This window comes from Endozoicomonas sp., from assembly GCF_031844845.1.
GTDB lineage: Bacteria > Pseudomonadota > Gammaproteobacteria > Pseudomonadales > Endozoicomonadaceae > Endozoicomonas.
The window spans coordinates 13,344-27,821 of the sequence record NZ_JAVRMB020000128.1 but is presented as its reverse complement, the minus strand read 5'-3'; the positions used below and the strand labels follow the sequence as shown (position 1 = coordinate 27,821).

Sequence of the window (14,478 nt, the reverse complement as noted above, 5' to 3'; positions counted from 1 at the left end):
TTTACATCAACATATAATAACGGCTCCTGAACTTCGGGAGCTCAACCGTGCCCAAAACCAGGCTTTCCATGGCTCTCAGGAAAGCCTTTGGTTATTACCAAATAGCACGACAGTATAACTACAAAATGTTAGCCTGTTGCAGCCTGATCTGAAGAGCCAGATAGAAGCCTGAAAAAGCGGCAATCCAGATTGAATATCAAAAAACGCTGACATAACAATAAAAGCAAAAGCTCTAAAAAGGACAACTCATGAATGAGAGTAGTACCGCCATTCTAGGCACCTTTATTGTCTATCTAACCCTGATGCTATTCATTGGTTATCAGGCATGGAGACGCACCAACAACTCTGAAGACTATTTTCTGGGAGGCCGAACACTGGGTCCATGGCCTGCGGCGCTCAGTGCCGGGGCATCGGATATGAGTGGCTGGCTTCTGCTCGGACTGCCCGGCTATGCCTTTGCATCAGGCTTTGAAGCCTTCTGGCTGGCTGGCGGTTTACTACTGGGCACCTGGTTGAACTGGTTATTAATGGCTAAACGACTGAGAGTTTACAGTGAGACTGCTGGAAACTCGGTAACCCTGCCTGAATTCTTTACCAACCGCTTCAGAGACCACTCAAAAATGCTGCAGGCAGTTTCAGCTTTTTTCATTCTGCTGTTCTTCCTGTTCTATACCAGCTCCGGACTGGTCGCCGGTGGCAAACTGTTTGAAACCGTATTCGGTATTGATTACAGCATTGCAGTGATTATTGGCACACTCTGCATTATTTCCTACACGCTGTTCGGTGGTTTTCTTGCAGTTTCCTGGACGGACCTTATTCAGGGCCTGCTGATGGCGGCCGCATTGCTGATTGTTCCGGTGGTAGCCCTGCAATCGGGCTCATCCGACCAACCTCTCCTCACACTACTGGAAACGCACAACCCTCACCTGCTCAACCCATGGACCAGCGCTAAGGGCGAACCACTGACGTGGATTGCCATCCTTTCACTGGTCGCCTGGGGGTTTGGTTATTTTGGACAACCCCATATCCTTGCACGTTTCGCTGGCATTCGCTCACCGGACGATGTACCCACTGCCCGACGTATAGCGGTTACCTGGAGCGGCTTATCAATGGTGGGAGCCATTCTGGTCGGGTTGGTTGGCCTGATTTACTTAAACAACCAGGGCTCGACGCTTGCTGATGGTGAAACTATTTTTATGGTTCTGGTTAATGCCACATTCCACCCTGTTATCGCGGGCATTCTGCTGGCTGCTATTCTGGCCGCCATCATGAGTACTGCCGACTCACAGCTGCTGGTTTCTTCATCTGCCCTTGCTGAAGATTTCTACAAAGATATCCTGAAAAAGGATGCGACATCCGGTCAGGTAATGGCTGTTGGCCGTATTGCTGTTGTTCTGATTGCACTGGTCGCCCTGTTCCTGGCTTTCGATCCCGATAGCTCGGTACTTGGCCTGGTATCCTATGCCTGGGCTGGTTTTGGTGCGGCATTTGGTCCTGCGTTGTTAATCAGTATGTTCTGGAAACGAATGAACCGTTTTGGCGCATTGGCTGGTATTGTTGTGGGTGGCGTCACCGTCGTTGTCTGGAAGCAGATCAGTGGCGGTATCTTTGATCTCTATGAGATCGTCCCCGGCATACTGTTTGCCACTGTATCTATTGTGGTTGTCAGCCTGTTAACAAAAGAGCCAGGCGAGGAAATCACGAAAGAGTTTGAGTTGGTAAAACAGATGGTATCCTGATTCAGACTTCAAAAGGGAGCAATAACTTATTGCTCCCTTTTTCTCGATTAAACTGGCCACTTACTTCTCCAACCCTGCACTTCATTCTTCAAGTTAGCTCTAATCACAAGGAAACAAAAACGAGACTTCTTTTTTCACAAAAACTGTACTATGGTACAAGAAAATTCACGATCACCACGGTTCAGCTCAAGTGTAGAAAGTAAACAACAATAAGAGAACCGCTTTATGAAGTTCCTGAAAACCGCAAAATACCTGACAGGCACCCTATTATTTAGCCTCTTGCTCACCGCCTGTGACTCGTCACAACTCTCATTAAAAAAACAGGCATTCGACCCGGCACTGGCAAGCCAGTTGCGGCCACAGGATTCTCATCTCTCTGCTATTTACAACCGCAGCTGCAAAAGCTGCCATACCATTGCCACTACCGGAGCCCCCCTGACCGGCGATAGCCAGGGCTGGCAAAACCGTATGGATAAAGGTATGGATGAGCTACTGAATAATGTAATAAACGGCTTTGGTGGTATGCCTCCTTTTGGCCTGTGCATGGACTGCGAACCAGAGCAATTCGAAGCATTAATCGCATTTATGGCTGCTCCAGCTAAATAAGCAAAAAAATAAAAAAAACGAATACCAGGGAATCTTTATGTTAAGTCGCCGACATTTTTTAACGTCATTAATTGCTGTTGCGGCAGCCCAGGCCATTTCACCTTCAATCAGCCTGGCCACAGAAAAACGCCGTATTCCCTGGCGTAACTGGTCCGGGTCGCAGCAATGCTTTCCGCAAGCCAGAAAAGCCCCCACGTCTGTTGCCGAGTTGCAGGCGTTGATTACTTCTACTAAAGGTGTCATTCGACCGGTTGGCTCCGGACACTCATTCAGCCCTCTGGTTCCTACGGACGATATACTGGTTTCTCTCAGTCGTATGTCTGGCATCGTCAGTCATGATCCCGACAGATTACAGGCAACCATACAGGCCGGAACCCGACTGGGTGATATAGGCCAACCGCTGGAAGCTGCAGGTCAGGCTTTGATTACCATGCCAGATATCGATCAGCAATCACTGGCCGGTTGCCTGGCCACCGCAACACACGGCACTGGTGCTGGTACAGGGTGTATTCCAACACTGGTGGAAGCCCTGGAGCTGGTCACGGCCAATGGCGAAGTTCTACAGTGCAGCGAGCAACAGAATTCAGATATTTTCCAGGCTGCCAAAGTCTCTTTAGGGTCATTGGGCGTTATCACCAAAGTGACTCTGCAAAATTCAGCACCTTATCGCTTAAAGCGGGAAACCGTCTGGCGGGAGTTCGATGAAATCCTCGAAGTGGCCGAAGAGATGGCAGGCAGTAATCGTAACTTCGAATTTTATTATATCCCCTTTACCGGTATGGGCTGGACCGATGTACACAACATTACCAATGAGCCGCTGGCTACCACTGAACGTCTGGATACCAATGACGGTGCCAACGACCTTAAACTGGCCAGAGATATGCTCAGCTGGTCCCCTGCCCTGCGTGAGGTAATCTTAAGTACCTATATGAAAACCATTGATGACGAAGTCGTCATTGAAAGCTCCTGGAAGAACTACGCTAATGATCGCAACGTTCGCTTTAACGAGATGGAATATCACCTGCCACGGGAAAATGGTTTAAAAGCCCTGAAAGAGATCCGCGAAGTTCTGGAGAAAGATTTCTCTGAGGTGTTTTTCCCCATCGAGTTCCGTTATGTCAAAGGTGACGACATCTGGTTAAGCCCGTTCTACCAGAGAGAGACCTGTTCCATCGCCGTACACCGATTCTTCGAAGAGGATTATCAGGTCTATTTTAATGCCATTGAGCCTATCCTGCGGAAATACCATGGTCGTCCACACTGGGGGAAACTGAATAAGCTCGATGCTCAGGACTTCGCCAGACTCTATCCCAAATGGGATGATTTTCGTCAGGTCAGGCAACAACTGGATCCTCAGGGCAGATTCCTGAATCCTTACCTGAAGCAGCTGTTCACCTGATTGCGGGACTGACAGGATTTCCCTCGTTCCCACGCTTTTAGGCCCTGAGGGTCCTGCGTGGGAATGCAGGCCCGGACTATCAGACTGCACTGTGGCCATCAGACAGGTTACGTATGCATGCCCACGAGACCGTGGGAACAAGACTGAAATAATAAAAACAAACATCAAAACTGGCCATGAATATTACAGACACGAATGATCGTTACTTTCAGGACATAAACCTGATCCTGAAAAAGGCAGGCATCTGTCGGCCTACCCTGGTAATCGACAAACAACGACTTGACCTCAATATTAACCATCTGCTGGATGTGATTAAACGCGGTTTTCAATACCGTATCGTTGCCAAGTCACTGCCGTCTATTCCTATGTTGCGCTACATCATGGAACGCACAGGAACCTGCCGTTTGATGAGCTTTCACCTCCCCTTTCTGATTCACCTGATAGAGAACATTCCTGAAGCCGATGTACTGCTGGGCAAACCCATGCCGATCAGTGCTGTGAAATATTTTTACCACTGGCAGCAAAATCATTCCTGTGAATTCAAGCCAGAATCTCAGCTGCAGTGGCTGGTTGATTCGCTGGACCGTTTACAGGAATACCATACCTTTGCCCGGAATAATAACCTGCAACTTCGGATCAATCTGGAAATTAATGTTGGCCTTAATCGTGGCGGCTTTGATGATTCATCGGGATTTCAGCAGGCACTCGCATTACTGAAAGAAAGTGACCATTTATCATTGTCTGGCCTGATGGGTTATGAAGCTCATATTACTAAAATCCCCGCACTGGCAAGTGGCCCGAAGAAAGCGTTTCGTCTGGCCATGAAGCGCTATCAGTTTTTTACAGAGCAAGTACGCAGGGTATTTGGTGATCAGGTATTGCAAGGCCTGTGTCTCAACGCAGGGGGAAGCACCACCTACCCTCTATATAATGACAACACCCTGATTAATGAAATTTCCACCGCTTCAGCCCTGGTAAAACCCACCGATTTTGATGTATTCACCCTGGACGACCACTCTCCGGCTGCTTTTATTGCGGCCCCGATATTAAAAGATGTCAGAAAACCAAACCTGCCCATGGCATCTGGAATTTCAGCATGCCTGCGCATGATCGGGCTTTCTCCCAAACGGGCAGCTTTTATATACGGTGGTAACTGGCTGGCATCCCCCTGTTATCCCGCAGGTAGTAAACGGTCTGGAGTTCTTGGCCACTCCAGCAATCAGGAGCTGTACGAAATTAATAAAGATCACCCTGTTCAACGGGATGACTTTATGTTTTTTCGCCCCACCCAAAGCGAAGCGGTATTTCTTCAGTTTGGCGATATTGCGGTCATTGATGACGGTGAAATTAAGGAATACTGGCCAGTGTTCCAATACCCGGAAAGTGATTTGCAATCCTGTACTGCCAAAGACCATTTCTCAAAGGACAATCTGAACGGCGCCCGTCGCTGATCGAAGGAGTGTATTGTGCCCATTATTACTGCCACTTTGGCTTACCTGCTTATTCCTGCCCTGCTGATTATTGTGTGTCAGAAATTTCAACTGCTGGATAAAATCGGCGTAGTGGTTTTATCCTTTGGCCTTGGCATAGCCCTCAGCGCCAGCCTTGACCTGCCGGCATTTTTTGCAAAGGATGAACTGCTGGCTATGCAAATCAACTTAACGGAAATAGCCATCGCCCTTGCACTCCCTTTGCTAGTGTTTTCGCTCGACGTAAAACACTCGTTAAGCATGGCCGGCGATACCATGAAAAGCATGGTAGTGGCCTTATTGACCGTAATGATCATCAGTGCCGCTGGTGCATTAATATTTCGTGATGACCTTCAGAATATCTGGCAAATTGCCGGAATGTCCGTGGGTGCCTATACCGGTGGCGGCCCCAATATGGCAGCCATTAAAACCGCTATTGACGCGGATCAGGATATCTTTATCACCATGGCCACCTACGATATTCTGCTCTCGGCTTTATACCTGATGTTTGTGATGACCCTGGCCAAGCCCTTATTTGGTCTGTTTTTACGCCCATTTAAATCCACGGGTATACCGCTGGATTCAGAGCACGATAAGAAGTTCGCTCATCTCGCTGACGAAACCGCTAACAGCTATAAAGTATTGGTTAATTTCAAAACGCTACCACAAACAATTCAGTCATTAATCTTCTCAGGACTGGTTGTTGGGCTTGCTGTGACTGTCTCATCACTGTTCCCGAAATCCATGTCATCCGCTGTGACCATTATTTCTATTACCAGCCTGGGACTGGCCGCCTCATTTATTCCTTATATCCGACAGCTGGCAACCAGTTTTCAGCTGGGCATGTACCTGATTCTGGTATTTTGTTTCACCATGGGTACCATGACGGATACCAGTATTGTAACCAACCTGAACGTTGATTTATTTGCGTATATTGGCTTTATTCTACTGGGTTCATTATTGGTTCATGCGTTGATTTGCAAACTGATGAAGATTGATACCGACACATTCCTGATTACCTCTTCAGCCGCCATTATGTCGGTTCCTTTTATTCCGGTCATTGCCGGTGCACTGAAGAACCGTGAACTTATTCTGCCAGGTTTTGCTGCAGCCATTATTGGTTACGTCATAGGTAACTACCTGGGTGTTGTGGTCGCTTACAGCGTTCGATATCTGTTGGGTCAGTGAGCTGAACCCAAACACTGACGGCTTAAAATGCTCAGCTCTGTCTCTGCCATATTGAGCCAGCTACCATGCTTCGGTGTGTAATGAATTTCAAGCTTGCTGGCTATACGGCGCGCTTCTTCTGGCTCGAACACTTTATACAGGGACGCAGGGGTATGAGTATTCAAATTATCCATCACCAGTTTTTTAATCTGTAACGCCCGGTCCTCAGCCGTCCTTCTGTCAGTGACTTCTACGTGTCGCCATCCGTCGAGTGGCCCAAAGAACATAAAGATTGCACTGACCCCATTGCACTCATCTTAAGGTAGACATTAAGCGGTCTCAAATCGCCCGCCAATAGAGACCGGCATACTCTGGCAAGAGAGGAGCTGGTATATCAGCCGCAGGTCGGTTCCCGATGCCGATTAGCGCCTCCATTCACCCCTCCGTTTCGCTATAGCCTCTTTTACTCGCGCCCTGGCCTTTGTTACCTCATCAAGCTTCCCATCATCATAACCATCCCGCCTGTCCGGATGATAATCCCTGGCCTTTTTTCTATAGGCTTGATTCAAATCCTTTTCAGTCAGGTCTTGCGCATTGTTGTGGATAAAACGCTCCAGTCCCAGCAGCCGAAGTGGTTCAGCAAGTGTCGACATGTTTAATTTCGTCGTCTCTATCGTCAGGCAATCACTGCTACACGCCCGATATATGTCAAAGGGTAGACACAATACACCCCGGACCACCCCACAGACAGCCAGGGCCAGAGCGCCAACCACGACTCCGGGAATACTGCCAAGTACACAGACTACCAACCCACCGGTTTTTATACCTAAAGTCACACCATGAAAGACTGCGTAAGATTCCACACCACGATAACGGTCAGCCAGCAGCTTCACTCCACCCAGGACACCACCAACAACAGCACCAACGCCCGCCCCCACGACAGCAGAAGGGATTCCGGTAATAGACCCGCCAATTAGTTTGCCTATTTTCACTGCATCAATCATTCGCCTGGCATTAACTTTTATCGGGTAAAGGATTCGATCTCGCAGATTTACCGGGTTTAATTTTGGCTGATGAGCGTCTTCGCGTCCCATCTGTGTTTTCCGGGGGCCTGAAGAACCTGCAGAATCCGGCTGATCATTCGCAGAAGGGTACTGGGTGTACATTCCCGGTGCTGATGAAACGTTTGGTACAGGCATATTGGTTAGCCTCCCTGTATTTTTGAATAGCTGGATTTTGATTTTAGGTAATCAGACAGGTATTTACCCTAACCAGTCTGTCAATATTGATAACAATTTCTTACTAAATAATCCGGCCTTCAGGAAAGCTACCATTTCCATTTGTTTTTGGTCAGTAAGCTGCCCCCCGGAAGGCTGTCCGAGAATAGACTGCCCAAGCCATTTCCAGAGGGCTTTCACATTGGTTGGGGGTGGGGTTATGCCGAAGGAGACCAAAGATTTTTTTTGGTTTTTATTCATCAATGGTTACTTTGTCTTCATAGGGTATAGCTGACCATTATTCAGCGTCAGGGCATGATTACAGAAATGAGCAAAGGACTTCCGGTTACTGAGAATAATCAGTCCTTTTTCTGTCTCCTGGCAAAAAGAGCGTACGGACTGGATAAAGTTAAGGCTGCCTTCATCACTCAGAAATTCAAACGGTTCATCAAGAACCACCAGGTCGGCATCGGTCAGGAAGACTCTGGCCAGCATAAAGCGCTTTCGCTCGCCGGATGACAGGGGGATGACGTCACTATTATCAACCTTGAAGTGTAAGCCATCTTCAATCTGGTTAATCTTTTCAGCCAGGTGTACTTTCTCAAGGGCATCCGCCACCTGCTCAGCGGTGATGGAGCTACGTCCAAGGGTCAGGTTGTCATACAGGGTACCGGTAAAAAACCGGTAGTATGAGGGCGAGAAATGAATATGGCTGCGTACATCCCGATAGTCAAAGTGTTCAACATTCAGATTATTAACCAGCAGGTGCCCACTGGATGGATCTTCAAGCCCTGCCAGAATATTAAACAAGCTGGATTTGCCCGCACCCGGACGACCATAAACGTAGAGTGTATCGGGCAGGTTAAAATCAATATTCACGCCCTTTATTTGAAAATACCGGTTATCTGCATAGGCAAACTCGATATCCTTCAGTTCAAGATGCTTAATCCGGGTCAGACAGAAAGAAGCCCCCCGCTCTTCAATGGGAATTTCATAAAAGCGATTCAGGTTATCAAACAAAATCCTGATGCGGTTGATATTGAACAGCAAGTTGGTAATAGAGGCATTGGAGATGGATTTAGACGCCAGAAGAGAACAGGCCACCAGCTGGCCCATGGTCATCATCCCCTCTGATACACGCCATGCACCGTAGCCGGTCACCGCAATGAGCGAAAGAAACAGAATCAACATAGAGATGTGGTTGATATGAGCCGAAATTGAAAAATAGTGCTGATGGTCTGGCCTGTTATGTTCGATCACTTCGGTAAAATAGCGTTCCATACCCGCCAGTTTGATAAAGGGCAGTGACTGCATGATTTCATATTCAAACTTACGTTTTCGCCCTTCAAACTCATACTGGTCATTAATATATTTTTGAATTTTCGGCTGCAGTACAAGGTTGATACCCACCACGAGAAAAATTGAAATCAGTGGTATAACCACCATGGCACCACCAAAGTAAGCAATAAGGATCAGAGACAACACCATGAATGGCGAATCCACTAACGCCAGCAAATGCAGTGTACCCAGCATCTGGCTCAAAGAGCGGCCATAAGTCACCAACTGAGCCATGAAGGAAGCAGAGTGAGGCATAGCGGAAGGCTTCAAATTACAAAGTCGATCAGAAAACTCCCTGCCCAGTTGAACCTCGAGGTGGAAAATCCGGTCACTCAACAAATAGGAGAGTGCTGACCGGTTAACAAACCAGATCAACACCATAAAAACGGCAATTAACACCAGTGATGACAAAATCCCGATAAAGCCACTGGGCAGTACTTTATCGAACACGTTCATGTTGTAGAGAGGAACAACATAAACCAGAAGATTGGTAATTAAACCGGTCAACACCAGATAGATGCCGTCACGATCCGTCAGGCGCCGGAAAAACCAGGCCATACTTTTGTGTTCATCGCCCGATGTGCTCGCTCTTGTTTCCAGCTTTTCAGTACTGATAATCAGTATCGGATGTTCCATGCTGTGCTTGGAACGGGTTCGGTTCATATCACTGTTGTGACGAAGAATAATAATGTCGTGTTCATGGTCAAAACAGAACAGCAGATGCTCTTCATCCAGCTCAACCAGCTCAAGATTTTCAACAGTGGAAATTTTGACAAGAAAACCGAGTTCTTCCAGATAGGATTTGGTTTTATAAATGTTAAGGTCGGTGGTCCTGCGCAGCTTGTTATTAATAAAGGCGAGCCGACTATCCAGCGTATAGTGCTTGTTCAGATATTCCAGCGCATTGCTCAAACTGGCAGAGTTGACCAGATAGTCTTCACAATTCATATTCACAATCCATTGCCTTTCAACCATGATGGCAGAACGCTGGGGGCACTCCTTATCCCACGAATGATTAACGTACGTATTGGCTACAACGGCTCACCCTGAGTACTGCTCCTGCATATCGTCCGTCAGCTCACTGAACCCCAGCTCAAAGTAGTCCAGCCCAAGCTCAATAAGCTCCAACCCCTGTAGACCATCGCCACCCTGAACTGTAACTGTATCGCCATCCGGGATGGTTGCCTGATCAAAGCCAAATGTCTGGCTGCTCACCACCTCTCCGAAAACATTGACTTCGTGAAATACCACCTGTACTTCGTCCAGGGTTAATGTTTCCAGTGGCTCGTTATTGATCGTAATTGAGATGTCCTGCGGACTCATGGCGCTACTGAAATCGAACGCTCCCTGGCCAACCCTGGTATCACTATTAAACACCTCGTAATACAGGGTGTTATCGGTGTCTACCATTTCAGCTTCATTATTTACAACGGCCAAAGTGAGAATTCCTTCAGTCTGGCCCCAGGTTTCCCCGGAAATCCGGGCATTCTGGCCAGGGTCCCTCGGCAGGGCTGCGATAGAAACCTGACCGGAAACCGCTACCTCATAACCATGTTCACCACTGACAACACCCGGATAATCCAGAGCACTGGTGGCACTGCTTTCGTCAAAGCCATCATTCCCAAGTACCAACTGGTAATGACCGGCTGGTAAATCATTAAACTCCAGAACCTGAACCGCCTGACCCGTTTCTGACAACTGACCACTGAAGCGACCCACTTCCACACCAGCAGATCCATTAACATCACTGTGTAACAAACGCACACCGGCAGACCAACTGATTCCATCAGCCGTATTCAGCGACACTGTAAGTGCTCCGCCTTCATGATTAAGCAGCCACTGATCCAGAGAGGTATAACCATTATCAGCAACGATTTTTCCGGAAACATCAGTCCCAAGGAGAGCACCTTCCATTATCTGAAAAGTACTGTTGGCAATGTCCAGGCTACTCTGATTAATCGGCTGGCCCGATGCATCGTCCGATACCAGCAACAGAGAAGCCTGTGCTGATGTCACTGTCGCCCCGTCATAAACATCAAAACTGAAGTTCGCTGTACCGCTGCTATGGGCTGTGGGTGTAAATAACCAGGAACCATTCCCATGATCGGTAATGATGCCCTGATGGGTAAACAGATTCTGGACACTCAGGTTATCCCCATCCACATCAGCAGCATTAGCCAGCAGAGCCGCCTCCGTAATGATTATCTGACTATATTGGCCGGTTGCGCCCAGAGCGGTAACCTCACTGATTACCGGTGCATCATTAACACCGGTAACGGTAATATTCACGGAAGATACTGAGGTTTCACCTTCGTCATCACTCATCACATAGCGGATCGTCACTGATTCCGTTGCACTGGCAGGCAGATCATCAAAATCATTGCCGGGGGTAAACTGCAACTGATTGTTAACAATGGTCACCGACCCCTGACCGGTGACCGGGTTACCACTGGCATCGACAATTTCCACACTATCGAGACTGAAATTAGCTGGACTGTCGTTATGATCCACGTCGCTATCGTTGGCCAGTACGTCCAAAGTGAGGGTAGCATTCTCCGAAGTGTTGCTCGTATCAACAAAGGCAACAGGGGCATCATTGATACTGGTCACCGTTACTGTCCGGATCGCCGTCACCGTACTGGTTCCATCGGTAACCTCAACAGAGAAACTGACTTCTCCATGGAAATTATTATCCGGCGTAAAAATCCAGTGACCATCACCCTGGTTGACTACTGCCCCATGATCTACCGAGATACCCTGGATGCTCAGGCTATCACCCTCCAGATCACTAAAGCCGTTTAATAAATCTACTTCCTGCAGGAGCAGAGTGTCATCTTCGGCGACCTTTGCGTCGACCGTAAAGCTCTCCCGTGTTGCAAGATTGCCACTGAATGCTGTGCCGTTTCTGCCATTACCACTGGTATCAGTCACCGTATCGCCCGTACCGGAAAAGTCTGTGCTGAACAGAAGATCATTGTTATCAAAATAGTCAGGCCCCTGATTCATCAGAGCCTTGATACTGCTGTCATCTAAACCAACGGTGTTGCCGAATATACCAACCTCGGCGATCTCGCCATTGGTGCCAAAACTCCCGTTAAGGTCACCATTCCTGACCAGTGAACCAATATTAACCAGATCAATATCCGTGCCCGTAAACAGGCTGGTGGTTGCTGATCCATTGTTGAAATGCACCGCCATACGTTCACCATCAATGTACATGCGGTTATCAATACCATCTACAACGGCAACAACATGGTGCCATTGGTCATCAAACAGGTAGCTCTCCCCTTGCCTGACCATCATGGAAAAGTGCGTACTGCCATTCATGGAAGCAAAAGTCAGGCTTTCATCATTCATCGATCTGGTGACACCGCCCGCTATGAAAAAGCTCTGGGTAGATGTTGTCGAGTCTGTCATGGACAGCAGAGTCGCATTGGCATGGTCGGAGTCCATCTTCACCCACAGGCTGATAGCACCGGTTCCGAGGCCTCCAAAATCATCAGCATGCTCGTTCAACGTGACAAAAGTAGAACCATTACCCATTGGCTGAGTGTTTACTGTGTGGCTCAGCGCAACTGGCGACAGGGCCAGTTCTGAAGGCGGATCATTAACAGGCAGCACATTGACCATCAGCGTTTCAGAAATGCTGGCGGTTTCTCCGGTAGCAGCCTCAGTAGCAATTGCCGTTACCGTCAGAGTGATATCCCCATTGAAATTCAACGGCGGTGTAATTTCCAGATTGTCCAGATCAGTGGCCGTTAAACTCCAGCTCCCATCAGGGTTTTGCTCTCCGGCAGAAAGCACAGCCCCTTCAGGAACATCCGTAATACTGATCGACAATGACTCACTGCCATCGGAATCTACCAGAACGGCTGTAAGATCCAGCGTAATAGCCGTGTCTTCCAGACCGACAGACTCACCAGTCATTTCCGGATTGTCGGTCGGCGTGATGGTCAGAGCGGGGAGATCCACAACCGGTGTCAAAACTATCGAAGCCCCTGCGGGTGTGCTGGATACCCCATCAAAAACATCAAAGGTAATGTTTGCCGTACCACTGAAGTGGGCATGGGGTTCAAATAACCATGATCCATTACCATTGTCGCTTAAAATACCCTGATCCGAAGCCAGACTCCGAACACTCAGCTGACCCCCATCTACATCGGAAGCATTGGCCAGCAAAGTTGCTTCGGTAATTTCAATCAGGCTGTCTTCACTGCTACTCCCTAACAGAACCGTCTCACTCAAAACAGGGGCATCATTTGTGCCCGTCACGGTAATGATTACTTCGGACTCTGAAACGGCACCTTCATCATCGTGCATTACATAGCGAACAGTGACAGTTTCAGTCTCACCCGCAGCCAGATCATCAAAATCAGCACCCGGCGTAAACTGAAGCTGATTATTAACGATACCGGCACTGCCCTGCCCCGTGACCGGATTTCCGTTATCATCAACAACACTGACTCCTCCCAGAGTGAAGCTGGCAGAAACATCATCATGATCGGCATCGGTATCATTGGCCAGCACATCAATCAGTAATGTCTGATTTTCGCTGCCTGCAGCAGTATCAGCCATTGCAACCGGAATATCGTTCTCTCCGGTCACGATAATCTTTACCGTGGATGAGAACCGGGTACCCTCATCGTCACTCATCACGTACTGAACAGTAACTACCTGTTCCTCATCAGAGGCCAGGGTTTCAAAATCATTACCGGGAGAAAACTGCAGCTGGTTATCAATAATGCTGACACTGCCCTGACCTCTGACAGAGTCGCCAATACTGTCAACAATGGCCACACTGTCGAGGCTGAAATTCTCTGATTCATCATTAACATCGTTATCATTAGCCAACGGGTCAAATAACAATAACCCGCTCTCACTGACAGTAACCCCATCGGGAATGGCTTCCGGTTCATAGTTTGAATTAATGATGGGCTGTTCCCTGACTACGAGCTCAAAGGAACGACTGCTGTCTGCTACCAAGGCTATTGTTTCAGTGATGATTGAAGCCGATTCTGAGGCTGTTTCCTCTTCAGTGCCGGAAGCGCCGGCGCTATCTTCTTCAGCCTCGTCTTCAGCCTCTTCCCTTGCATTCTCTTCAGTTTCATCGGACTCTTCGTCTGCACCTTCTTCAGCAGTATTATCGGAAACACCTGAGTTAGCACCTGCTCCGGAAGCGCCAGTTGCCGATGACGCAGCATCAGATGAAATGGCAACATTGGCTGTACCGGCAGCAGCAGCCCCCTGGACTGCGGATGAAGAGACGAGACCAGCAGTACGGCCCGTTCTGGCAGAACCGGTGCTTTCCTCCTGAGCCTCTTCATCTTCACTACTGCCAGAAAAAGACTCCCATTGTTCTATGGCAAGATCAGCCCGGGCTTCTTCACGGCCCCTGATATCAGCCTTTTGATTTTCACCAATCAGCCCATCAGAAGCCCCCAGAACCATGGATGTCTTTAATGCTGCACCCACACTTTCACTACCGGATGCAGAAGATTTCGCCTGATTAGTTTCACTCATTTTTACCAATCCATTTTATTGTG

General features: G+C 48.3%; 8 protein-coding genes and 1 pseudogene. 5 read left to right on the top strand and 4 right to left on the bottom strand.

Annotation, left to right across the window (positions count from 1 at the left end; all coding sequences use genetic code 11):
- The first annotated feature begins 248 nt into the window (after positions 1-248).
- The 5 genes from putP (at position 249) to RM811_RS06245 (ending at position 6,401) form a co-directional block, all read left to right on the top strand.
- Complete coding sequence (putP, locus tag RM811_RS06265; protein WP_402521937.1) at positions 249-1,739, top strand: sodium/proline symporter PutP; 1,491 nt, start codon at positions 249-251, stop codon at positions 1,737-1,739.
- Between the two features lie 225 nt (positions 1,740-1,964).
- A complete protein-coding gene (locus RM811_RS06260) occupies positions 1,965-2,345 on the top strand; it encodes a c-type cytochrome (RefSeq protein ID WP_402521934.1) in 381 nt (126 codons plus the stop codon).
- A 37-nt stretch (positions 2,346-2,382) separates the two neighbouring features.
- Entirely contained in the window at positions 2,383-3,744 is a 1,362-nt protein-coding gene (locus RM811_RS06255) for a D-arabinono-1,4-lactone oxidase (protein ID WP_402521931.1), read from the top strand.
- Between the two features lie 176 nt (positions 3,745-3,920).
- Positions 3,921-5,195: an alanine racemase gene (locus tag RM811_RS06250; protein WP_402521928.1), complete on the top strand. Its 1,275-nt coding sequence runs from the start codon at positions 3,921-3,923 to the stop codon at positions 5,193-5,195.
- A gap of 15 nt (positions 5,196-5,210) precedes the next feature.
- Positions 5,211-6,401 (top strand): DUF819 family protein, encoded by a 1,191-nt coding sequence (locus RM811_RS06245; protein WP_402521925.1) that lies wholly within the window; start codon positions 5,211-5,213, stop codon positions 6,399-6,401.
- Between the two features lie 8 nt (positions 6,402-6,409).
- Here RM811_RS06245 and RM811_RS06240 read toward each other — a convergent pair.
- From RM811_RS06240 to RM811_RS06225, 4 genes and pseudogenes are all read right to left on the bottom strand, one after another.
- Positions 6,410-6,694 (bottom strand): annotated as a pseudogene (locus RM811_RS06240) (transposase); the annotation flags it as partial.
- A 108-nt stretch (positions 6,695-6,802) separates the two neighbouring features.
- Entirely contained in the window at positions 6,803-7,579 is a 777-nt protein-coding gene (locus RM811_RS06235) for a hypothetical protein (RefSeq protein ID WP_402521922.1), read from the bottom strand.
- 285 nt (positions 7,580-7,864) lie between these two features.
- Positions 7,865-9,883 (bottom strand): ATP-binding cassette domain-containing protein, encoded by a 2,019-nt coding sequence (locus RM811_RS06230; protein WP_402521919.1) that lies wholly within the window; start codon positions 9,881-9,883, stop codon positions 7,865-7,867.
- Positions 9,884-9,976: 93 nt separating this feature from the next.
- Positions 9,977-14,455: a cadherin-like domain-containing protein gene (locus RM811_RS06225; RefSeq protein WP_402521917.1), complete on the bottom strand. Its 4,479-nt coding sequence runs from the start codon at positions 14,453-14,455 to the stop codon at positions 9,977-9,979.
- Positions 14,456-14,478 lie beyond the last annotated feature (23 nt).

What these genes read in the sequence shown, in the direction of transcription:
- putP (WP_402521937.1), top strand. Translation starts at nt 249, where the DNA reads ATGAATGAGAGTAGTACCGCCATTCTAGGCACCTTTATTGTCTATCTA.
- RM811_RS06260 (WP_402521934.1), top strand. Translation starts at nt 1,965, where the DNA reads ATGAAGTTCCTGAAAACCGCAAAATACCTGACAGGCACCCTATTATTT.
- RM811_RS06255 (WP_402521931.1), top strand. Translation starts at nt 2,383, where the DNA reads ATGTTAAGTCGCCGACATTTTTTAACGTCATTAATTGCTGTTGCGGCA.
- RM811_RS06250 (WP_402521928.1), top strand. Translation starts at nt 3,921, where the DNA reads ATGAATATTACAGACACGAATGATCGTTACTTTCAGGACATAAACCTG.
- RM811_RS06235 (WP_402521922.1), bottom strand. Translation starts at nt 7,579, where the DNA reads ATGCCTGTACCAAACGTTTCATCAGCACCGGGAATGTACACCCAGTAC.
- RM811_RS06230 (WP_402521919.1), bottom strand. Translation starts at nt 9,883, where the DNA reads ATGAATTGTGAAGACTATCTGGTCAACTCTGCCAGTTTGAGCAATGCG.
- RM811_RS06225 (WP_402521917.1), bottom strand. Translation starts at nt 14,455, where the DNA reads ATGAGTGAAACTAATCAGGCGAAATCTTCTGCATCCGGTAGTGAAAGT.